Origin of the sequence: Nocardia sienata NBRC 100364 (assembly GCF_001613205.1) — a bacterium.
Taxonomy (GTDB): Bacteria; Actinomycetota; Actinomycetes; order Mycobacteriales; family Mycobacteriaceae; genus Nocardia; species Nocardia sienata.
In genome coordinates this window covers 1-20,502 of the sequence record NZ_BDBX01000038.1, presented here as the reverse complement: position 1 = coordinate 20,502, position 20,502 = coordinate 1, and the positions used below count along the sequence as shown (strand labels likewise).

The window sequence follows — 20,502 nt, the reverse complement described above, 5'->3', positions numbered from 1 at the left end:
CATCTCGATAGGTCCCGATCACACTACTGGGTCTGTTCGGCCGGTCCGGGTGCGGCCGGAGTCATCAGCCGCGCTGCTGGAGGCGCTCGACATACTTGGCGATCACGTCGACCTCGAGATTCACAACGGTTCCGAGGGCGGATGTACCCAGATCGGTGAGGCTCAGTGTGGTCGGGATCAGCGAGACCTCGAACCAGTCCCGGCTGCCGTCGGTGGCCGGTGTCTCGGTCCGGCCCAATCCGGAGACGGTGAGCGAAATGCCGTTCACGGTGATGGAGCCCTTCTCCACCACATACCTGGCGATCGCGTCGGGCAGCGATATGCGCACCACTTCCCAGTTGTCCTCCGGGGTCCGCGCCAGAATGGTGCCGGTGCCGTCCACGTGCCCCTGGACGATATGACCCCCGAGCCGGCTGTTCACCGCGGCCGCGCGCTCGAGATTGACCCGCGAACCCGGCTCCAGACCGCCGATACTCGACCGGCGCAGCGTTTCGCCCATGACATCGACGGTGAACGCGTCGTCGATGACGTCCACGACGGTCAGGCAGACACCGTTGACCGCGATCGAATCGCCGTGCCCGGCATCGGAGGTGACCACCTTCCCGCGGATCGTCAGCCGCGCCGCGTCGGCGGATTGTTCGCGGGCGACGATTTCGCCCAATTCCTCGACGATGCCCGTGAACATGTCTTCTCCCGTTCGCGTCGGTGTTGCGCATACGGAACGGCGGGAGTGGTACCGAGTATTCCCAGTTCGCCGTCCACGACCAGACTAGTTCCCGCCCTCCGGCCCGGCCATGACGCGGACCACCCTGCGGGAACGCCTGGTCACGAGGCCGCGGCACCACCGGAGGCGATCCGGAAATTTTCCGGTCGAGAGATGGTGGTCACATTCGGCCCCCAGACGCCCACACCACTTCCGACGGGCCGCGATCCGGTCCGGACCGAACTCGACCGCCTCCGCTTTGCCCCACCGATACCGCATCGAAACCCGAAATGTTCCTCGATTTGCACGCTCACAGCGGCTGGCGCAATATTGTGAGGTGACCGGTTCACCGACCTCGACCACCCCGCGGTGCGGCCCGGCGCAGTACTCGTACGAGGACGGCCACCGCCGCGGAACACCGTGCGCCACAAGCCATCACGACAACTGGATCCGCCCGCAACAGTCCGGGCCGGAAAGACCCCGCACCGCCGCGGTGATCCAGCGTCCCTCGGCCCCGCGACAGTGTTGTGCGGGCACCGGATCCCCGCAGTGACCACACCCGACGGATCCCTGCGACATCCGCCCCGGCGGATGCCCTCGCCCCAGCCAGGCACGCCACCACTCGAGGAAGCCGAACCGCAATGACCACTTTCACCGAAACCGCCCTGGAGCGGCACTGCCGGCGGTACCGGGAGAAGGATCTGCTGCCCGCGGTGGTCGATCCGGCCTCCCGGCGGATCCTGCTACATGTGGGCGCCACCCACGGCGCCGTCACCATGCCGACCGAACTCGGCGAACAGGTGCTGGCACGGCTGCGGGCGGCGGGGATCGCCGGACCGGTCTTCGCCCATCCCAGGGCCCAGCGCTGGACTTTCCTCACCGGCCCCACCCGGCACGACGAATTCACCGCTACCGCGGCCGCCGAGCTCTTCCGCCTCTACACCACCGTCGCCGGTACCGGCAGCCAGATCGTGCTGCCCTCACCCGAGGACGAGATCAGCGGCTACCGACTGTGGGTGGCGGGCACCGACGCGCAGGGGACCCGGCCGCCTCAGCACGCGGTGGTCGACGCCGCCCGTGAGTGCGCCCCCGGTTCCCGCTGAACCCTGGGCGGTCCTGGCCGCAGGGACCGGGTCGGCGGCACCCCCGCTCGACTTCGTCTCGCCGATCTCGCAGGATGGGACCGAACCCCCCCGCTACAGACATGAATTCGAGCCCAGGGGATCGATACCGCGGATCGGCGGGTTCGCGGCAGCAGCCCGTCGGCCGGAAGATACCGTGCGCCGCGGCCGGGCCGATGCGGCCACGGACCTCAGTGGGCGAGGTGATGCGCCGACCAGCTCGATTCCGCCTGCCGCCGCAACTTCTCCACGGTCGCGCCGGGATCCTCGGTGTTGTACACCGCCGAGCCCGCCACGAAGCAGTCGATACCGGCCGCCGCGGCCTGCTCGATGGTGTCGGCGTTGATCCCGCCGTCGATCTCCACCACCAGCCGCAGCTCCCCCGCATCGACCAGACGCCGCACGATCCGGGCCTTCTCCAGCACCTCCGGAATGAACGACTGCCCGCCGAACCCGGGCTCGACACTCATCACCAGCAGCGTGTCGAAATCGCGCAGAATCTCCAGGTACGGCTCGATGGGCGTGTTCGGCTTGACCGACAACCCCGCCTTGGCACCGGCGGCCCGGATATCGCGGGCCACGGCCACCGGATCCTCGGTCGCCTCGGCGTGGAAGGTCACGTTGTAGGCGCCCGCCTCCGCGTACGGCGGCGCCCACCGGCCCGGATCCTCGATCATGAGATGGCAGTCCAGCGGAATATCGGTGGCCTTCAGCAGGCTCTGCACCACCGGCAGCCCCAGGGTCAGATTCGGGACGAAATGCGCATCCATCACATCGACGTGCAGCCAGTCGGCGGTCGATACCGCGTCGGCCTCGTCGGCCAGCCGGGCGAAATCGGCGGACAGAATCGACGGGGCGATCATCGGAACCGGAGGACGGGTGAACGTGGGCTCGGACGCAGTCACAGCGGGAGTGTATGGCGGCGCCCCCGGCGGCGCGGGCCCGGGGGCCGCCTTCGTCGGTGGCGCCTCCGGCACGGCGTGTCCCCGGCCGTCCGGAACAGGCGTGCGGCACCGACGACCACGCTTCCCCGCCGGATTCCGCCCGCGGGCGTGCCCCGCTCCCCTCTTTGTGACGAAGCGCCCATACACTCGGCTGCGTGATCAATACTTCGGCGGAACAAGGGCTCCACGGTGCCCCGGTGGAGATTCGGGTGGCGGCATCGGTGACACAGTTGCCGATCGTGCGCGGTCTCGCCGAGACTCTGGTCCTGCTCAGTGATTTCACGCTGGACGAGGTCGCCGACATCCGGCTGGCGGTGGACGAGGCCTGCTCCACGCTGATCGGCCTGGCGGCGCCCGAGACGAGCCTGCAGTGTGTGTTCAGCATCGGTGATACCGAGTTACGGGTGCAGGTCGCCGGGGTGGCGGCGCAGGAAGGACTGCCCGACGCGCGCAGTTTCGGCTGGCATGTCCTGCGTACCCTGACCGATTCGGTGGATGCCCGGCAGGACCCCTTCGATCAGCAGGTTTCCGGATATCCGACAGCGGTCGAGTTCCGTCGGGTCCGGGGGAAAGCGTGAGCGAGCAGGACAAGCCGCTCGAATCTTCCGAGGACGAGCACGACAGGGAATCGGCGAGCGAGGCCGACACCGCCGCAGCCGACGCCGAGGCCGATACCGAAACCCGCGCCGAGCTGGAGAACTCGTCGGCGGCGGGCGGATACGACGATGTCGCGGATCTGTTCGTCCGGCTCGCCGGGGCCCAACCGGATTCGGCGGAGCAGGCGGCGCTGCGCAACGAGTTGATCGCGCGCTGCATTCCGCTGGCCGACCATATCGCCCGTAAGTTCAGTGGCCGTGGCGAACCGTTCGACGATCTGACCCAGGTCGCCCGGGTGGGTCTGGTGCACGCGGTGGACCGTTTCGATATCTCGCGCGGTTCGAATTTCCTGTCGTTCGCGGTGCCCACGATAATGGGTGAGGTACGCCGGTATTTCCGGGACAACACCTGGGCGATGCGGGTGCCGCGCCGGGTCAAGGAGACTCACCTTCGAATCGGTGCCGCGGTGGATTCGCTATCGCAGTCGCTGGGCCGTTCGCCTACGGCCAAGGAGATCGCCGCCGAGCTGGATGTCGATCCGGACGAAGTGACCCAGGCCGTTATCGCCGGTAACGCCTATCAACCGACGTCGATCGACGCCGCCTCGGTGGGACGCGATACCGACGCTTCCCTGCTGGACACGCTCGGCGAGGAGGAGGCGCAGTTCGACCGGGTCGAGGAATATGTGGCGATCCGGCCGCTGCTGGCCGGGCTGCCCGAGCGTGAGCGGCGGATTCTCACCATGCGATTCTTCGAGTCGATGACCCAGACGCAGATCGCGCAGCAGATGGGTATCTCGCAGATGCACGTCTCGCGCATTCTCGCCAAGACGCTGGCCCGGTTGCGCGAACAGTCGTCGCGGGAGTAACCGCCGCACCTGTTGTGCCCGCTTCGCCGTTCGGTCTACCCTCATCTCTGAGAGTATGAGTGGGTATTCATCTCAATCGACCATCTTTCGAGAGCCCGCTTTTCTCCCCCAGCAACCGACCAGCCGGATCAGCCCGTAATCCGGCGCTCCTGCGGGTCGCGCGTCGACGACGACGCGGCGGAAGGTGATGTGAGTTATGACCGCTGAAACCATCGCCCGGCAATGCACTCTGTGCGAAGCGCACTGCGGCATCCTGGTGACCGTCGAGGACACAAAAGTGGCCAAGGTCGAAGGTAATCCCGACGATGTGCTGTCCAAGGGCTACATCTGCCCCAAGGCCACCGCCATGGCGGGCCTGCACGAGGATCCGGACCGGTTGCGCACCCCGGTGCGCCGGGTCGGCGAGAAGTTCGAGCCCATCGGCTGGGACGAAGCCTTCCGCGAGATCGGCAACCGCCTGCGCCGGGTGCGCCGGGAGCACGGACCGCATTCGGTGGGCATGTACCTGGGCAATCCGGCCGCCCACAATTCGGCGATCATGTACGCCTTCGCGCTGCGCATGGCGCTGATGACCCGCAATTTCTACACGGCCTCCTCGATCGACCAGTTCCCGCAGGAATTCGTGGCGTGGCAGATGTACGGGTCGAATTTCCTCATGCCCATCGCCGATATCGACCGCACCGACCGCATGGTGATCATCGGCGCCAATCCCGCGGTGTCCAACGGGTCGGTAACCACCATGCCCGGCGCCCGCAACCGCATCAAGGATGTGCGCGCCCGCGGCGGCAAGGTCGTGGTGATCGATCCGCGGCGTACCGAGACCGCCCGCCTGGCCGACGAACACATCTCGGTCCTGCCGGGTGGCGATCCCTATCTGCTGCTGGCCGTCCTGCACGTACTGATCACCGAGGATCTGTGCGACCGGACCGCCGTCCGCACCCAGTGCGCCGGACTGGACGAGCTGCGGGAACTGGTCGCCGGTTTCACACCCGAGGACGCCGCCCCCTACGCCGGTGTGGACGCCGAGACGATCCGGCGGCTGGCCCGCGAGCACGCGGCCGCGAAATCGGCGGTGATCTACGCGCGGATCGGGGTGTGCCAGACGCTGACCGGCACGGTCACCCACTGGTTGGTCAACACCATCAACGCGATCACCGGAAACCTCGACAGCCCGGGTGGCCAGATGTATGCCACCCCTGCCGTGGACCTGCTGCCGCTGGCTCGCCGGGTGTCGCCCAACTACGGCGCGTGGACCGACCGCTCCGGTAAGTACAAATCGTTCCGGTTCGAGCTGCCGGTGGCCGCGCTGGCCTCGGAGATCCTCGACGACGGCCCGGACCGTATCCGCGCCATGATCACCTACGCGGGCAACCCGGTCCTGTCCACCCCGCAACGCGGACAGCTCGACAAGGCGCTGGGTTCGCTGGATTTCTATGTGGCCGTGGACATGTACATCACCGAGACCACCCGGCACGCCGACATCATCCTGCCGCCGCTGTCGCCGCTGGAACGCGAGGATCTCGACATCCTGCTCACCATGTTCAGCGTGCACAACAATATTCGTTTCAACGCGCGAGCGGTGGCGCCCGAACAGGAGGGACTCGAGGACTGGGAGATCATGGCGCGGCTGACCACCGAGATCCTGCCGCTCCCACTGCGCTCGCTCACCGGCCGCGCCCTCAACGCGGTCTTCGCCCGGTTCAGCCCGCTGCGAGCCGCGGCACTCGGTATCGCGGTCGGCCCGCACGGCGTACTGCGCCGGGGCCGCAAGGGCGTGACCGTGCGGAAGGTGCGTGAAGCGCGCGGCGGTATCGACCTCGGCCCGCTGCAGCCGCGACTGCATTCGCTCATCGCCACCGCCGACCGCAGAGTTCAGCTGGCGCCGCGACAGTTCGTCACCGAGGCGCGCCGGCTCCTCGACGAGGCACGCGCGGGCGGCGCGGACCGCGACCACGGTTTCGATCTGCGTCTCATCGGGCGGCGCCATCTACGCAGCAACAATTCCTGGCTGCACAATGTGCCGTCGATGGTGAAAGGCCGCGAGCGCTGCACCGCGCTCATGCATCCGCAGGACGCGACCGCGCGCGGACTGTCCGACGGCGGCCGGGTCACGGTGAGCTCACCCATCGGCTCCATCGTGGTGCCGGTGGAGATCAGCGACGAGATCCGGCCGGGTACGGTCGCCATCCCGCACGGCTGGGGTCACGGCGAGCCGGGTGTCGGCTGGACCGTCGCGGCCGCGGTACCGGGCGCGAACGTGAACCTGCTGCACGATCCGGAACAGGTGGACCGAATCTCCGGTAACGCGGCGGTCAACAGCACCTGGGTGAAGGTCCACCCCGTATAGGCGGCGCGCCCGAGGACCGGGCCAGCCCCGTGGCGAGCGAGTAGAACGGTCAGAGATCGCGCTCGCGGGCGCGCCGCAACCGCGCGGGCGCGACCAGCCACCAGGCCGCGTCCAGCAGTTCCCGTAGCTGCCCGGAATCGACGCGGTGGAGATCGATGAGGATGTAGGGGTAGCCGTCGTAGTGCGGGGTGGTGTAAAAGGCGGGGTTACCGGAGGCCAGCAGCGCCTCCTTCTCCACCATCTCGCAGCGCAGCGCGAGACCGCCCTCGGCTTCGGTGCGCAACCGTGCGAAACTCTTACCCGCCGCTTTCAGCGCCGGGGTGCGGTAGGAGGTCGATTCGGCGACCTCCGGCAGCTCCGTCGCCATCCGGACCACGTGCGCCCAGGTGATACCCATAGCGACAGTGTGCCGGGCGCGGGCGCGGCAGGTCCGGAAATCCGTCGCCACTCGCGCGCGCCCAGCGGTTATGCCGGTTTGCGCAGCGCGGCCACGAACATGGCGTCGGTCCCGTGCCGATGCGGCCACAGCTGAATCGCCGGGCCCGCGCCGAGCCCGGTGACCCCGGGTAGCAGCGGGCGGGCGTCGAGCTGTTCGGCGCCGGTGCGGCGTACGGTATCCGCCACCACGGCAACAGTTTCCGGCAGATGGGGCGAGCAGGTGGAATACACCACCACACCGCCGGGGCGCACCAGGTCCCAGGCCGCGGTCAGCAGTTCGCGCTGTAGGGCGACCAGATCGGCGATATCGCCGGGCGTGCGCCGCCACCGGGCCTCCGGGCGGCGGCGCAGCGCGCCGAGACCGGTACACGGGGCATCCACCAGAATGCGGTCATAGCCTGCGGCCAGGCCGCTGTCGCGGCCGTCGGCGATATGCACCTGTACGGGCAGCCCGCGCGTCGCGGTGCGAACCAGTTCGGCCCGGTGCGGGGCCGGCTCCACCGCATCGACCCGGAAACCGTCGATATCGGCCAGTGCCCCGAGCAGCGCGGTCTTGCCGCCCGGACCCGCACACAGGTCCAGCCAGCGGCCACCCTCGGTGCCGTGCAGGGGCGCGCGGGTGAGCGCCAGGGCCACCAGCTGACTGCCCTCGTCCTGGACAGCGGCCATGCCCTCCCGCACCGGTTCCAGCGCGCCCGGGTCACCGCCTTCCAGGTACACCGCGTACGGCGACCACCGGCCCTCCTCGCCACCGGTGACCAGCGCGAGCTCCTCGGCGGTGATATCGCCGGGACGCGCCACCAGGTGCACAAGCGGCCGGGCGTCGTCGGCGGCGAGCAGCTCCGGCAGTTCGCCCGCGTCCGCGCCCAGCGCGTCGGCGAACGCCTGCGCGATCCACATCGGATGGGCGTATTCGAAGGCCATGCGACCGATCGGATCCGCGGGGGCGAGCCGATCGATCCACTCCTGCGGACTCCGCTCGGCCACCCTGCGCAGCACCGCGTTGACGAAACCGGCACGCCCCGTACCGGATTCGGCGCGGGCGAATTCGACCGCGGTGTGCACCGCAGCGTGGGGTTCGACCCGGGTGCGCAGCAACTGGTAGGCGCCGAGGCGCAGAATATCCAGCAGCGAGCCGTCGATCTCGTCGATCCCACGTCCGGCGCAGTCGGCGATCACCGCATCCAGCACACCCAGGGCCCGGCACGCTCCGTAGCCGAGTTCGGTGGCCAGGGCCGCGTCACGTCCCTCCACTCGGTACTCCCGCAGCAGACCGGGCAGCACCAGGTTGGCGTAGGCGTCTCGTTCCCGGACAGCGCGCAAGGTCTCCAGTGCCACCGTGCGCGCTGGATCCGCCGGAGTGCGCGCCGGGCGGCCGGTACGCGGGCCACCGTTGCCCCGGCCGGGCCGTTCCCGGCCCGGACCGTCGGCCCGTTTCCCGGCGCCGCGGCCCCGCGCGGCCGGCGCCGGTCCCCGGCGCCGATCGTCGCGGCTGCCGTCCTCACGTTTCCGGGACGGCTCCGTACCCGCGGCGGAGGCCGCTCCGCCGCGGCCGGGCCGGCCGGTAGGGCCGGCCGCGCGGCTCGCTCCGGGGCGATCGGCACGGCGACTCCCGCCGGCACTGCGATCGGGCTCGGCGCCGCGGTGACGCGGTTGTCCGTGTTCGCCGCCGGACTCACCGGAACTCCGGGTCTCGGGGCGTTCCCGGCGTTCTCGTCGGCCGGCGGGGCCATCGGGCTTACCCCGGGCTTCCCCGGCCGGACGGTCTCGGCGAGGACCGGCCGGACGGTCCGGCCGGTCACCGCGGGCGCGCTGGTCCGAGCGGTGACCACTCTCACGCTGATCCTGACCGGCACCGGCCGTACGCTCACCGCGGCGGAAACCCGCCGGACGCCGCCCCTGCCCGGAACCGGCCGAACGCTCACCCTGACGGAAACCCGCCGGACGCCGCCCCTGCCCGGCCTCGCTCGAACGCTCACCCTCCCGCGAACCACTCGGACGCTCGCCCCGCCGGGATGCGGCCGGACCCCGATCCTGCCCGGACTCCGCCGAACGGCCGCTCTGCCCGGGAGCACCGCGACGCTCCGGCGGTTCGTTCCGTGGGGCGTCGGACTCCGCCGGGCGGGATTCTGCGTGACGCCGGAAGCCCCGGGGCCGGTCACCGCCCGAGCCGGTCATTCGACCACCGCGCCGGGCGCCAGCCGGGCACCGCGTGCCCAGTCGAGTGCGGCCATCATCCGTTTGCCCTGCGGCTGCACCTGGTCCAGCCGTACCGCGGTGGTGGCGGTACCGACGAGAACACCGTTCTTGCGCACTTCGATCTGCCGTTCGGGCAGCGCCTCTTCGACCAGTTCCACCGGCCCCAGTTTGAGGCGGTTTCCGCCGACCGTGGTCCAGGCTCCCGGAAGCGGGGTCACCGCCCGGATGGCGCGGCCGACCGCCAGCGCCGGCTGATCCCAGCGGACCTGCGCCGCCTCGACGGTGATCTTGGGTGCATAGGAGACCCCGTCCGCCGGCTGCGGGATCGCCTGCAGCGTTGCGTCCTCGACACCGTCGAGAGTCTGCTCCAGCAGGGCCGCGCCGCTGTCGGCCAGTCGGGCGAGCAGATCCGCGGCGGTATCGGTGACCCCGATCCGCTCGGTCACCACACCGTAGACCGGGCCGGTGTCCAGCCCGGCCTCGATCCGGAAGGTGGACGCACCGGTGATCTCGTCACCGGCCGCGATGGCGGCCTGGACCGGCGCCGCGCCGCGCCAGGCGGGCAGCAGTGAGAAATGCAGATTGATCCAGCCGTGCTTGGGGATCTCGAGCACGCGCGGCGGTAGCAACGCGCCGTAGGCGACCACCGGGCAGCAGTCGGGCGCCAACTCCATGAGCGCCTCGACGAATTCGGGGTCGCCGGGCTTGTCCGGGGTGAGGACCGGTATTCCGTGTTCGTCGGCGAGTTGCCCGACCGGTGAGCGTTTCAGCTTCCGGCCCCGCCCGGCGACGGCGTCGGGCCGCGTCACCACGGCGACCACCTCGTGCCGGGAATCGAGAAGCCGGCGCAACGACGGAACCGCCGGGTCGGGCGTGCCGGCGAAGACGACCCGCATCAGCGGTCCCGCTCGGCGAGGGCGCGGCTCGGGCGGACGGTCAGCCCGGCGATGAACCAGTCGGATTCACGGATGGTACGCATGGCCTGCTTCCGGTCGGGCGGATCGAGCCGGTCTATGAACAGAGTGCCGTCCAGGTGGTCGGTTTCGTGCTGCACACAACGCGCCAGCAGCCCCTCGGCCTCGAATTCGACCGGTTTGCCGTCCATATCCACGCCGGTCACCCGTACCCGCATGGCCCGCCTCGTGTCGTGATTGACTCCCGGGATGGACAGGCAGCCCTCCGGGCCGATCTGCTCCTCCTCGTCCAGCGCGGTCCACATCGGGTTGACCAGATGTCCGCGGGCGTCGCCGGTGTCGTAGACGAACACCCGCAGACCGACACCGATCTGCGGGGCCGCCATTCCCACTCCGCCGTCGTCGTACATGGTGTCGGTCAGATCGGTCACCAGCTGCCGCAGTTCGGGGCCGAACTCGGTGACCTCCGCCGCGCGGGCTCGCAGGATCGGATCGCCGAAGAGGCGGACGGACTGGACGGTCACGGTAGCTCCCGAAGGCATGAGGCAGGGCAGGAAGGTCTCATTCTAGGTAGCCCGGCACGGCCGTGCTCAGGGCCTCCGTACACACCTCCGTTCACTCCGGACGCCCAGCATTCGTGGTCCGGGCCCGCCCCGGTCCCGGAGCGAGCGAACGCAGGAGCGCAGCGACCGGTGACAGAGTGCAGAACCGGGTCACGAGGGCCCCGGCCCGCGGCGCAGGAAGCGACACCGCCGACCCGGCATCAGATATTTCCGCCGATGATCACTTGGGGGATGCCGGTCCCCAGCGCTACCGGCACGCATACGGGTTCGGGGGCGTGTTCGGGGTCGAGGACTTCGAACAGCAGCTGGAACACATACGGGTTGTAGACCATGTGGAAGTGGCCGGTGAGGTCGACCGGGCAGCGGTCCTGCAAGACGATGTTGTGTGCCCCCGGCCCGCGCAGGGCGATATTGCCGAAAGGCTGGATCACTTCGTCGACCCGGCTGCCGATCGTGGTGTAGCTCACCCCCGGCACGGTGTCGCCGCCCGCGTTGAGTTCGCGCATGAACGGCGATCCCTGTACCTGCTGGACCGCCGCCACGGAGACCGCCTGTGTCGCCAGTTCCATCGCGCCCGGAAGCTGCTGGGCGATCGGGACCAGTCCGTACAGGACCCCGCCGTAAGTGGGTGAGGCCAGGCCTACCCAGTTACCGACGTGGGGCGCGCCGCCGAGTTTATTGATGTAGTAGCGGGTGACATTGGCGCCCTGGGAGAAGCCGACGAGATCGACCTGCCGGGCTCCTGTCGCGGCGCGTACCTCGTCGACGAACTGCGCGATCTGGTAGGCGCTCAGCACGATGTCTTCGGTGCCGTAGGTTCCGGCACCCGGTTTCCCGCCGTAATTCAGCGCGAAGACGCAGAAGCCGTGGTCCACGAGCTGCGGCCCGATGACCGACCAGTCCGTATAGGCGCTCGCGTCGGTGCCGTGCGCGAGGATCACCGGCCGTGGATGGGCCGCGTCCGGGACACATCCGAAATCGTTGGCGCCGCGCGGCACCGCGTTCGGATGGGATTTCATATAGAGCACCGCCCCCAGCTGGTCGGGTTGCGGTGGAGCGGGATCCGTGGGAACCGACGCGGGGAGGTAACCGGCCGGCTGGGCGGTGCTCTCGACACTCGCGAGCAACACCGACCCAGCCAGTGCGACAGCCACGGTCACCGCCCGCAGGACACGCCTGCCGATTTGTGACCTGCCCCGCCCCGTCGGCCATCGAAGTTGTTTCACACCACAATCTTCCACCCTGCCGGTTCGGGGGAAAACCGAGGCCGGAGGTTTTGATCACCCCGTTACTTTCCGGAATCCTCATCTTCGGCGAGGATGCGGTACAACGCTTTCCGCGCCTCCGTCAGCACCTCGGCCGCTTTGGCCGCCTGTTCCGGGGTTCCCGCCGCGGCGACCTGCGCGACCGCGCCCATGAGCGGGCCTATCAGGGCCCGTAGATCGCTGGTGTGCGCGCCGACCCCTTCCTTGACCTCGGCCCACGGGTCCCCGAGCTCCGCCCGTTTCTCCGTAACATGGGCGGTCCCTGTCTCGGTCAGTTGCGCGGTCTTACGACCGGCCACTTTCTCGATGGCGATCAGACCCTCGTCCTCCAGCTGCGACAGCGCCGGATAGATGGATCCCGGGCTGGGCCGCCAGAGGTCGTCGCTGCGTTCGCGGATCTGCTGGATCAGCTCGTAGCCGTGCATGGGGCGCTCGGCGAGCAGCAGCAGAATCGCCGCCCGTACGTCGCCGCGGCGGCCGCGGCCGCCGCGGCCACGGCCGCGCCCGAAGCCCGGGCCGAAACCCGGACCGAAGCCGGGACCGAAGTCCCCGCCGAATCCCGGACCGAAGCCGTGCGGGCCACCGTGACGGAACGGCCCGCCCGGACCGAAACCACCCGGACGAGGGCCGCGCCCCCGCCGCCGGCGACCCTTACGAAATTCCGCGTTCTCGATGTTCTCCATAGCAGCCTCCCGAGCCACTCGATTGGTTTGCATAGCATCGACGATATATCGGCAATCTATCCAACGCAACTATTGGCCGAGAACTCCTCGATCGTCACGAGACAACGCGAACAGCGCAGTCGACCGGCTCGCACCCGCCAGAGCGGGTACTGCCGAAACGAAGGGGTGCCATGCGACCGGCCGCCGGAGGTTTGTGGATGGGTGCCGGTGGCGCATCCGGCGGGACGCTCGGATCCGGCCCGGAGGATCGGTTGCCATGCCGGGCGGGCCGTCGCATCAGAAAAGGCACTCGGCAAGCCCGCGGGATCGGCCGGCGGATCGCGATCGAGGGAAGCGACCGCGATACCGGTTCCGCGCATCGATACCGGCCAGTGGCATCGCCCGGACGTGACCGCCCGCCCGCTCTTACACTCTGCCGGAAGGCCCGAGGCGCCACACGGCTCGCGGGTCAGCCTATTTCCAGCGGATCCATCTGGATTCGCGGCGGCGCCTCCGCCCGCTGGCTGCTCCGCACCGCCTGCGCCGCCGTGAGCGCCCGCGCCAGCGCCGCACCACGCGCTCGCGGCGTACGCAGAAGCACCCGTTCGACTTCTGCACCCGGATCCCCGGCGTCGCCGCGGGCACCGGAGGGCAGCCGCGCGGCCGGAGGTAACGGCACCGGGCCCAGCATCTCCACCCCCGCCGGGAGTTCGGCGGCGGCGAGCAGACCGGCGATCCCGTCCGGGGTGCCGTCGACCGCCGCCATCCGCACCGCCGGCGGAAACCCGACCTCGGTCCGCTGCGCCAGTTCGGCGGCCGCGTGGCCGGCCGGGTCCCAGCGCAGCAGTGCCTGCACGGTGGGTACGGCCGGATCGGCCATCACCAGTACCTCACCGTCGGACCTCACCAGAGCCGCGGCGCTCAGCCAACGGCGCAGCGCGTCCTCGGCAGCGCGCAGATCGGCGCGGCCGAGCAGCGCCCAGCCGTCCAGCAGCAACCCCACCCCGTAACCACCGGCGAGCAATGGCTCGGCCCCGACGGTGGCCACCACGACCTGGGGCCCGGGCGGCACCGTGTCCAGTACGGCCGCACCGCTGGATCCGCGGATGGGCACCCCGGGAAATGCCCTGCCGAGTTCCTCGGCGGTCCGCGCCGCACCGATGACCACGGCGCGCAACGCCCGGCCCCCGCAGGCCGGGCAGCGGAAGGCCGCCTCGGTACGCCCGCACCAGCGGCAGAGCGGACTGTGCGCCGTCCCCGGGTCACCGGCGGGCCGATCCGATCCGGGTAACGACAGCGGCCCGGCACACCGGCGGCACCGGGCGGGTGTTCGGCATTTCGTACAGGCCAGCGCCGGAACGTACCCGCGGCGCGGCACCTGCACCAGCACGCCGGATCCGGCAGCGAGCGCCTTACGGGCCGCGGTGAAGGCGGCGGCGGGGATCCGGATCGCGCGCGCCATCGGATCGCGTTCGAGCGCGGCATCGCTGTCCCCCGGGGCGCTGATCCGCGGCGCGGCGGTCCGTACGATCGACCGATCGGCGAGCAGATCGTGGGCCCATCCCGTTTCCACGACGGCCTGGATCTCGGCGGTTCGGGCGTACCCGGCCGCGACGAAGGCCGCGCCGGTGTCGTGAGCGCGGAGCATGGCGACCTCCCGCGCGTGCGGGTAGGGGGCGCGGGGTTCGGCATAGGTGTCGTCGCCGTCGTCCCAGATCGCAACGAGAGCCAGATCCACGACGGGCGCGAAAACCGCACTGCGGGTGCCCACCACCACGCGCGCGGTACCGCGTAGGACGGCCAGCCAGCGCCGGTACCGTGCCGCCGGGCCCAGCCCCGCCGACAATCCCACGGCCGAATCACCTACCAGCCGTTCACATTCGCGCAGTACCCGGTCGAGGTCGCGCTGGTCGGGCACCATCAGGATCGCGCTGCGGCCGTCGGCGGCCACCACCGCCGCGAGTTCGGCCAGTCGCCGCGCCCAGTCCTCTCCCGGCAGTGCCTGCCACGCCGCCCGCGGACCCCGGCGGCTCGCGAGTGCGGTCAGGAAGGCGTCCCCGTGCCGGTACCGGCGCCAGGCGCCGACGTCCACCACCTCGGGTAACGCCGTGCGTTCCGCCGCATCGGAGCGGACCGTCTCTCGTGCCCCCACGCCGCCGGTACCCGAGTAGCGAACCGGCGAACCGGCGGATTCCCCTGGTGCCTCCAAGGCTCCGGGCGCGCCGGCCACACGCAACGCCACCACCGCACCGCCAGAGCCGGAACCGGCCGTTGTGCCGGCATACCTCGGCGCGCCCACCTCGGCGCTCGCGTCCACGCCGTTGCCAGTGCTCGGTCTGTGGTCCGCGCGCGGCCCGGTGTCCGCACTCGACTCGGCGTCCGCACTCGTGGCGGCCTCCAGACCCGACCCGGCATCCGCAGCCAGCTCGGCGTCGGCACCGAACATCGCGTAACTGCCCGATCCGGCATCTGGTCCCGGATCGGCGTCTCGACGCGGCCCGGCGTGCGCACCCGACGCAGTGTCCATCCGCGGCCCGGCTCCTGCTCCCGCCCCGGCGACTGCTCCGGGGTCGGCGCCTGTCCCCGGCACGGCATCCGCCTGGAACTCGGCGTTCACGCATGTCCCGGCACCCACATCCGACCCGGAGGCCGCACCGGACCCGGCATCCACATCGGACCCGCAGGCCACACCGGACCCGGCACCCACATCCGACCCGGCGTCCGTGCCCGGCCCGTCATCTGCGCCGCGCTCCGGCTTCGGCCCCGCCGCCGCGGACACTGCCGAAACAGTCGGCCCGTCGGACTCCTCGCCCTTCTTCGCCGGCCCACCGTTCTCCACCCGCGCATGCCGCGGCGGGATCGCCAGCCGCAGTACGTCGGCACGGGTTCCGGCGCACCGTGCCGCCACGGTCGTCGCGAGGCGCAGGATCTCCGGGGTGAGTACCTGTTCGGCGGATACCACCCGCTCCAGCCGGACCAGCTTGCCCGGATGGTCCGATACGGGATGCCGCGACAGCAGATAACCGTCCACCAACCGCCCCGCGAACCGGACCCGGACGCGCACACCGGGACGGGCGATATCGTCGAGCTCCGGCGGCACCAGATAGTCGAAATCGCGGTCCAGGTGCGCGGGGGTGAGCAGCGGCAGCACCCGGGCGACCGGGTTCTCGACCTGCGCGGGGTCCGAAGTCGTGGTCTTCTTCGCACGAGCGCCCCGGCGGCGCACCGGCCCCGACTCGGCCGACACCCCCGCCGGCTCGGGGTCGGCGGGGGTGTCGGTGGGTGGTCGATCCACGCGGGACGTGGGACTTACAGTCCGGCGGCGGCGCGCAGCTTGTCCGCGCGGTCGGTGCGCTCCCAGGGCAGATCGATATCGGTGCGGCCGAAGTGCCCGTAGGCGGCGGTCGGCGCGTAGATCGGGCGCAGCAGATCGAGGTCGCGAATGATCGCGCCCGGGCGCAGGTCGAACACCTCGGTGATCGCCGCCGAGATCTGGGCCGGATCGACCTTCTCGGTACCGAAGGTCTCCACGAACAGCCCGACCGGCGCCGATTTGCCGATCGCATACGCGACCTGCACCTCGACCCGATCCGCCAGACCGGCGGCGACCACGTTCTTGGCGACCCAGCGCATGGCGTAGGCGGCCGAGCGATCGACCTTCGACGGATCCTTACCGGAGAACGCGCCGCCACCGTGGCGGGCCATACCGCCGTAGGTGTCGACGATGATCTTGCGGCCGGTCAGGCCGGCATCGCCCATCGGGCCGCCGAGCACGAACTTGCCCGTGGGATTCACCAGCAGGCGGATATCGGAGATGTCCAGGTCGGGAATGGCGATATCGGCCAGCACCGCGTCGACCACCTTTTCCCGGATATCGGGGGCCAGCAGATTGTCCAGGTCGATATCGGCGGCGTGCTGGGTGGACACCACGACGGTGTCCAGCCGTACCGCCTTGTCACCGTCGTATTCGATGGTGACCTGCGTTTTGCCGTCCGGCCGCAGATACGGCAGCACACCGGTCTTGCGGACCTCGGTGAGCTTGCGCGACAGCCGGTGCGCCAGCGCGATCGGCAGCGGCATGAGTTCGGGCGTGTCGGTGTTGGCGTAACCGAACATCAGGCCCTGGTCACCGGCGCCCTGCTGTTCGATCTCGTCGTCGGAACCGCCGACCCGCGCCTCATGGGAGGTGTCGACACCCTGCGCGATATCGGGCGACTGCGCACCGATCGCGATATTGACACCGCAGGAGTTGCCGTCGAATCCCTTTGCCGAGGAGTCGTATCCGATCTCGAGGATCTTCTCCCGGACGATATGCGGAATATCCGCATAGGCCTCGGTGGTGACCTCGCCCGCGACATGCACCTGACCGGTGGTCACCATGGTTTCCACGGCGACCCGGCTGCGGGGATCCTGGGCCAGGAGTGAGTCGAGGATGGAATCGCTGATGGCGTCACAGATCTTGTCCGGATGACCTTCGGTCACGGACTCACTGGTGAATAGCCGGCTACCGGACGTGCGCACAGTTTCCCTCTTCCTCAACGGTTACTCGTGTCCGGAGGGACCGTAGCGCACGGCTCCGGTCTCGCCCCTGGACTCCCAGACTATTAGAACGGGCGGCGTAATTGGGGTTTCGGACACCATCCTGGACGGGTTTCCGACCACGTGTGCCCGCTCCCCGGCACGCGCACCCCCAGCGGGCTGGATCGTATCGCGTTCATGCCCTCGACGAGCGCCTCTCGCATCGCCACGGCCGTGGCAACAGACGGATTCCGCGGTTCGGCGGGCCGCCCGGGGCTCAGCTCAGCAGCGGACCCAGCGCGTCGAGGACACGACTGGCCAGCAACGCCTTGGATCCGTGGTCGAGCGCCTGTTCGCTGCCGTCCGCGCGCAGTAGCCAGCCGTCATTGGTGTCGACCTCGAACGCCTTACCGTCGCCCACCGCGTTCACCACCAGCAGATCGCAGCCCTTACGGGCCAGTTTGGCCCGCGCGTGGGTGATCACGTCGCCGTCCGCGTCGCCGGTTTCGGCGGCGAATCCGACAATGGCCGTTCCGGGCAACCGGCCCTCCCGGCGCTCCTGGACCAGACCGGCGAGGATGTCCTCGTTCTTGGCCAGGGCGATGGTGTCGGGTTCGTCCTTGCCCTTCTTGATCTTGGCGGCGGCCACCGTGGCGGGCCGGAAATCGGCGACCGCGGCGGCCATGATCACCGCGTCCGCGCCGACCGCGTGCTTGTCGACCGCGGTTTTCAGCTGCTCGGCCGTGGTGATGTGGACCAGCTCGACCGCGGCCGGTGGCGCCATCTCGATGGTGTTGCCGGCGATGAGCGTGACCTGGGCACCACGCTGGGCGGCGACCCGGGCGAGCGCGTACCCCTGCTTACCGGAGCTTCGGTTGCCGAGGAAACGGACCGGATCCAGCGGTTCCCGGGTGCCGCCCGCGGTGATCACCACCCGCCTGCCCACCAGATCCCGCGGGATCGCGTCGGGGCGTTCGAGCAGCAGGGACGCGAGCCCGAAGATCTCCTCGGGTTCGGGCAGGCGGCCCGGGCCGGTATCGGTACCGGTGAGCCGGCCGGACGCGGGCTCCATCACGGTGGCGCCGTGCGCGCGCAGAGCCGCCACATTCGCGACGGTCGCCGCGTGCTCCCACATCTCGGTGTGCATGGCGGGCGCGAACAGCACTGGACATCGGGCCGTGAGCAGAGTCGCGGTGAGCAGATCGTCGGCGCGCCCGTGCGCGGCGCGCGCCATGAGGTCCGCGGTGGCGGGCGCGATGACGACGAGTTCCGCCTCCTGGCCCAGCCGCACATGCGGCACCTCCGGCACATCCGAGAAGACTCCGGTGTGCACGGGATGGCCGGACAGCGCCTCGAAGGTCGCCGTGCCCACGAACTGCAGTGCCGCCTCGGTGGGGATCACCCGGACGGTATGACCTGTCTCGGTGAACCGCCGCACCAGCGCGCACGCCTTGTACGCGGCGATTCCGCCACCCACCCCGACAACTACCCGCGCCATAGCGCGCCTCCTGCCCTATCGGCCCATCACCCGGCCAGCGGGTCATTCGCCTTCGGTGTGTTCGAGCAGATCGCTGTGGATCTCCCGCATCGCCACCGACAGCGGCTTCTCCTGGGGCAGCGGCTCCACCAGCGGGCCGACGTATTCGAGGATGCCGTCACCCAGCTGGTTGTAGTAGTCGTTGATCTGGCGGGCCCGTTTGGCCGCGTAGATCACCAGGCTGTACTTGGACGAGGTGCGGTCGAGCAGCTCGTCGATCGGCGGATTGGTGAGGCCGACCGGGGTGTCGTAGGCGGGCGTAGCGGTATCCGTACTGCTCACTGAGGAAGCTCCTGCGGGGTCGGTGGCTCGGCTGCGCGGCGGCTCTCCGGCCGCGCAACTGGCTACGAATTGGAATTCGTGCTGACGAACAACGATACCAACTGCGCACAGGCGCTGGTCACGGTGTCGTTCACGATCACAGTGTCGAACTCGTCACGTGCGGCCAGTTCCACCCGCGCCGTCGCCAGGCGGCGTTCGATGACCTCCGGCGATTCGGTGCCGCGGCTGCGCAGCCGGTCCACCAGCTCCTCCCAGCTGGGCGGCGCGAGGAACACCAGCACGGCCTCCGGCATCACCCGCCGGATCGAGCGCGCTCCTTCGAGATCGACCTCGATGAGCACCGGCAGTCCCTCCGACAATGCGGCGCGCACCGGCGCGGCCGGCGTACCGGACCGCTGCAGCCCGCCGTGGATATCCGCCCATTCGAGCAGATCGCCGGAAGCGATCATGGCGTCGAACTCGGCCCGGCTGACGAACCGGTAGTCGCGACCGTCGACTTCACCGGGACGCGGGTCCCGTGTCGTCGCCGAGACGCTGAAAACCAGTTCCGGCAGCCGTTCGCGGACACATCGCACCACGGTGGATTTGCCCACGGCCGAGGGGCCGACCAGTACAACCAGCCGACCCTTCGTCATGTTCTCGATCACCGAGGGTGTCAGGCGCCGAGATCGAATTTGGCGAGCAGCGCCTTGCGCTGCCGGTCACCGAGACCACGCAGCCGGCGGGTCGGCGCGATCTCGAGCTCGTTCATGATCTCCTCGGCCTTGACCTTGCCGACCTTGGGCAGGGCTTCCAGCAGTGCGCGCACCTTCATCTTGCCGATGATCTCATTGGTCTCGGCCTGACCGAGGACCTCTTTGAGGTCGGTGCCGCCGCGCTTCAGGCGATCCTTCAGTTCTGCCCGCTCACGGCGAGCGGCAGCCGCCTTCTCCAGAGCAGCGGCGCGCTGCTCATCAGTCAGCTGGGGAAGGGCCACGGTTCCTCCGTCTCATCATTCCTGCATCAAAACCTGCCGAACTACCCGGCAGTCTCAGCGACCGTACCCACGACGCCCCCGGATTGCGAACCCACCCCCCAGGTCAGGGCATGAATCGGACCCGGTATCGCCCCCTTGCCGACCTACCCGCATCCCTGCTTGCCGTAACTGCGGCCCCCATCCCCATGTGCACGAAATAGCCTGCCATCAGCGGCTTTTCGTGCTGCAACCGGAGTAGCGGCACGATAACCACACTTCGGATCGACCCCCTGGCTACCTCCCAGCCGCCCTACCAGGAATTTTCTGGGAAATTTTCGCCCGAGCCCCTGCTGAGCGAGCGGAAGCGGCTCCGGCAACAAAAAACGGAATCTCTCGGACCATCCGAGGCACCCCCCGAGGCGTCCGTATCGTCCGAATATGTACAGCGTACAGCCGACAGCCGGGTGGGCACATGCAAGGACTCAGGACCGGACGCGAGAAACAGATCCCCGGCCCACACGGGCGCTACGCCGACATCCGACCCCAGCCGCGAATGCCGACGCAACCCGTATGCGTCGAGTGTTGCGAG

At 69.7% G+C, this 20,502-nt stretch carries 18 protein-coding genes; 4 read left to right on the top strand and 14 right to left on the bottom strand.

Annotated elements, in window-relative coordinates; all coding sequences use genetic code 11:
* Positions 1 to 64: 64 nt before the first annotated feature.
* Entirely contained in the window at positions 65 to 685 is a 621-nt protein-coding gene (locus tag NS4_RS20415; protein WP_063061129.1) for a riboflavin synthase, read from the bottom strand.
* A 659-nt stretch (positions 686 to 1,344) separates the two neighbouring features.
* On the opposite strand from NS4_RS20415, the gene NS4_RS20410 reads away from it, so the two are divergent.
* A complete protein-coding gene (locus tag NS4_RS20410; protein ID WP_063061128.1) occupies positions 1,345 to 1,806 on the top strand; it encodes a hypothetical protein in 462 nt (153 codons plus the stop codon).
* Between the two features lie 209 nt (positions 1,807 to 2,015).
* On the opposite strand, the gene rpe is transcribed toward NS4_RS20410, so the two are convergent.
* Complete coding sequence (rpe, locus tag NS4_RS20405) at positions 2,016 to 2,687, bottom strand: ribulose-phosphate 3-epimerase (protein WP_063038931.1); 672 nt, start codon at positions 2,685 to 2,687, stop codon at positions 2,016 to 2,018.
* A 236-nt stretch (positions 2,688 to 2,923) separates the two neighbouring features.
* Between rpe and NS4_RS20400 the strand changes: the two genes are divergently transcribed.
* The 3 genes from NS4_RS20400 to NS4_RS20390 all read left to right on the top strand — a co-directional run bounded on the left by NS4_RS20400 (position 2,924) and on the right by NS4_RS20390 (position 6,580).
* Positions 2,924 to 3,346, top strand: a complete 423-nt coding sequence (locus NS4_RS20400; protein WP_030521463.1) for an ATP-binding protein — start codon at positions 2,924 to 2,926, stop codon at positions 3,344 to 3,346.
* 113 nt (positions 3,347 to 3,459) lie between these two features.
* Entirely contained in the window at positions 3,460 to 4,233 is a 774-nt protein-coding gene (locus tag NS4_RS20395) for a SigB/SigF/SigG family RNA polymerase sigma factor (RefSeq protein WP_063061228.1), read from the top strand.
* Between the two features lie 196 nt (positions 4,234 to 4,429).
* Positions 4,430 to 6,580 (top strand): molybdopterin oxidoreductase family protein, encoded by a 2,151-nt coding sequence (locus NS4_RS20390; RefSeq protein WP_063061127.1) that lies wholly within the window; start codon positions 4,430 to 4,432, stop codon positions 6,578 to 6,580.
* 49 nt (positions 6,581 to 6,629) lie between these two features.
* Here the strand turns inward: NS4_RS20390 and NS4_RS20385 are convergent, their stop codons facing one another.
* From NS4_RS20385 to mihF, 12 genes are all read right to left on the bottom strand, one after another.
* On the bottom strand, positions 6,630 to 6,977 hold the full coding sequence (locus NS4_RS20385; protein WP_063061126.1) for an MmcQ/YjbR family DNA-binding protein: 348 nt from the start codon (positions 6,975 to 6,977) through the stop codon (positions 6,630 to 6,632).
* A gap of 68 nt (positions 6,978 to 7,045) precedes the next feature.
* Positions 7,046 to 8,356 carry an RsmB/NOP family class I SAM-dependent RNA methyltransferase gene (locus NS4_RS20380; RefSeq protein ID WP_063061227.1) on the bottom strand — a complete coding sequence of 437 codons (1,311 nt, stop codon included), beginning with the start codon at positions 8,354 to 8,356 and terminating at the stop codon, positions 7,046 to 7,048.
* An 836-nt stretch (positions 8,357 to 9,192) separates the two neighbouring features.
* A complete protein-coding gene (fmt, locus tag NS4_RS20375) occupies positions 9,193 to 10,113 on the bottom strand; it encodes a methionyl-tRNA formyltransferase (RefSeq protein WP_063061125.1) in 921 nt (306 codons plus the stop codon).
* Positions 10,113 to 10,655, bottom strand: coding sequence for a peptide deformylase (def, locus tag NS4_RS20370; protein ID WP_063061124.1), 543 nt, complete (start codon positions 10,653 to 10,655; stop codon positions 10,113 to 10,115). Before def ends, fmt begins: the two co-directional genes overlap by 1 nt.
* Before the next feature lie 239 nt (positions 10,656 to 10,894).
* Complete coding sequence (locus NS4_RS20365; protein WP_063061226.1) at positions 10,895 to 11,848, bottom strand: esterase/lipase family protein; 954 nt, start codon at positions 11,846 to 11,848, stop codon at positions 10,895 to 10,897.
* A gap of 134 nt (positions 11,849 to 11,982) precedes the next feature.
* Positions 11,983 to 12,642, bottom strand: a complete 660-nt coding sequence (locus NS4_RS20360) for a PadR family transcriptional regulator (protein WP_063061123.1) — start codon at positions 12,640 to 12,642, stop codon at positions 11,983 to 11,985.
* A gap of 448 nt (positions 12,643 to 13,090) precedes the next feature.
* A complete protein-coding gene (locus tag NS4_RS33475) occupies positions 13,091 to 15,772 on the bottom strand; it encodes a primosomal protein N' family DNA-binding protein (protein ID WP_245665592.1) in 2,682 nt (893 codons plus the stop codon).
* A gap of 158 nt (positions 15,773 to 15,930) precedes the next feature.
* On the bottom strand, positions 15,931 to 17,142 hold the full coding sequence (metK, locus tag NS4_RS20350) for a methionine adenosyltransferase (protein WP_084487542.1): 1,212 nt from the start codon (positions 17,140 to 17,142) through the stop codon (positions 15,931 to 15,933).
* A gap of 274 nt (positions 17,143 to 17,416) precedes the next feature.
* Positions 17,417 to 18,637 (bottom strand): bifunctional phosphopantothenoylcysteine decarboxylase/phosphopantothenate--cysteine ligase CoaBC, encoded by a 1,221-nt coding sequence (gene coaBC, locus NS4_RS20345; RefSeq protein ID WP_063061121.1) that lies wholly within the window; start codon positions 18,635 to 18,637, stop codon positions 17,417 to 17,419.
* A 42-nt stretch (positions 18,638 to 18,679) separates the two neighbouring features.
* Positions 18,680 to 18,958 carry a DNA-directed RNA polymerase subunit omega gene (gene rpoZ, locus NS4_RS20340; protein WP_030521475.1) on the bottom strand — a complete coding sequence of 93 codons (279 nt, stop codon included), beginning with the start codon at positions 18,956 to 18,958 and terminating at the stop codon, positions 18,680 to 18,682.
* 62 nt (positions 18,959 to 19,020) lie between these two features.
* Positions 19,021 to 19,593 carry a guanylate kinase gene (gene gmk, locus NS4_RS20335; RefSeq protein WP_063061224.1) on the bottom strand — a complete coding sequence of 191 codons (573 nt, stop codon included), beginning with the start codon at positions 19,591 to 19,593 and terminating at the stop codon, positions 19,021 to 19,023.
* A gap of 20 nt (positions 19,594 to 19,613) precedes the next feature.
* Positions 19,614 to 19,934, bottom strand: coding sequence for an integration host factor, actinobacterial type (mihF, locus tag NS4_RS20330; protein ID WP_039825551.1), 321 nt, complete (start codon positions 19,932 to 19,934; stop codon positions 19,614 to 19,616).
* Positions 19,935 to 20,502 lie beyond the last annotated feature (568 nt).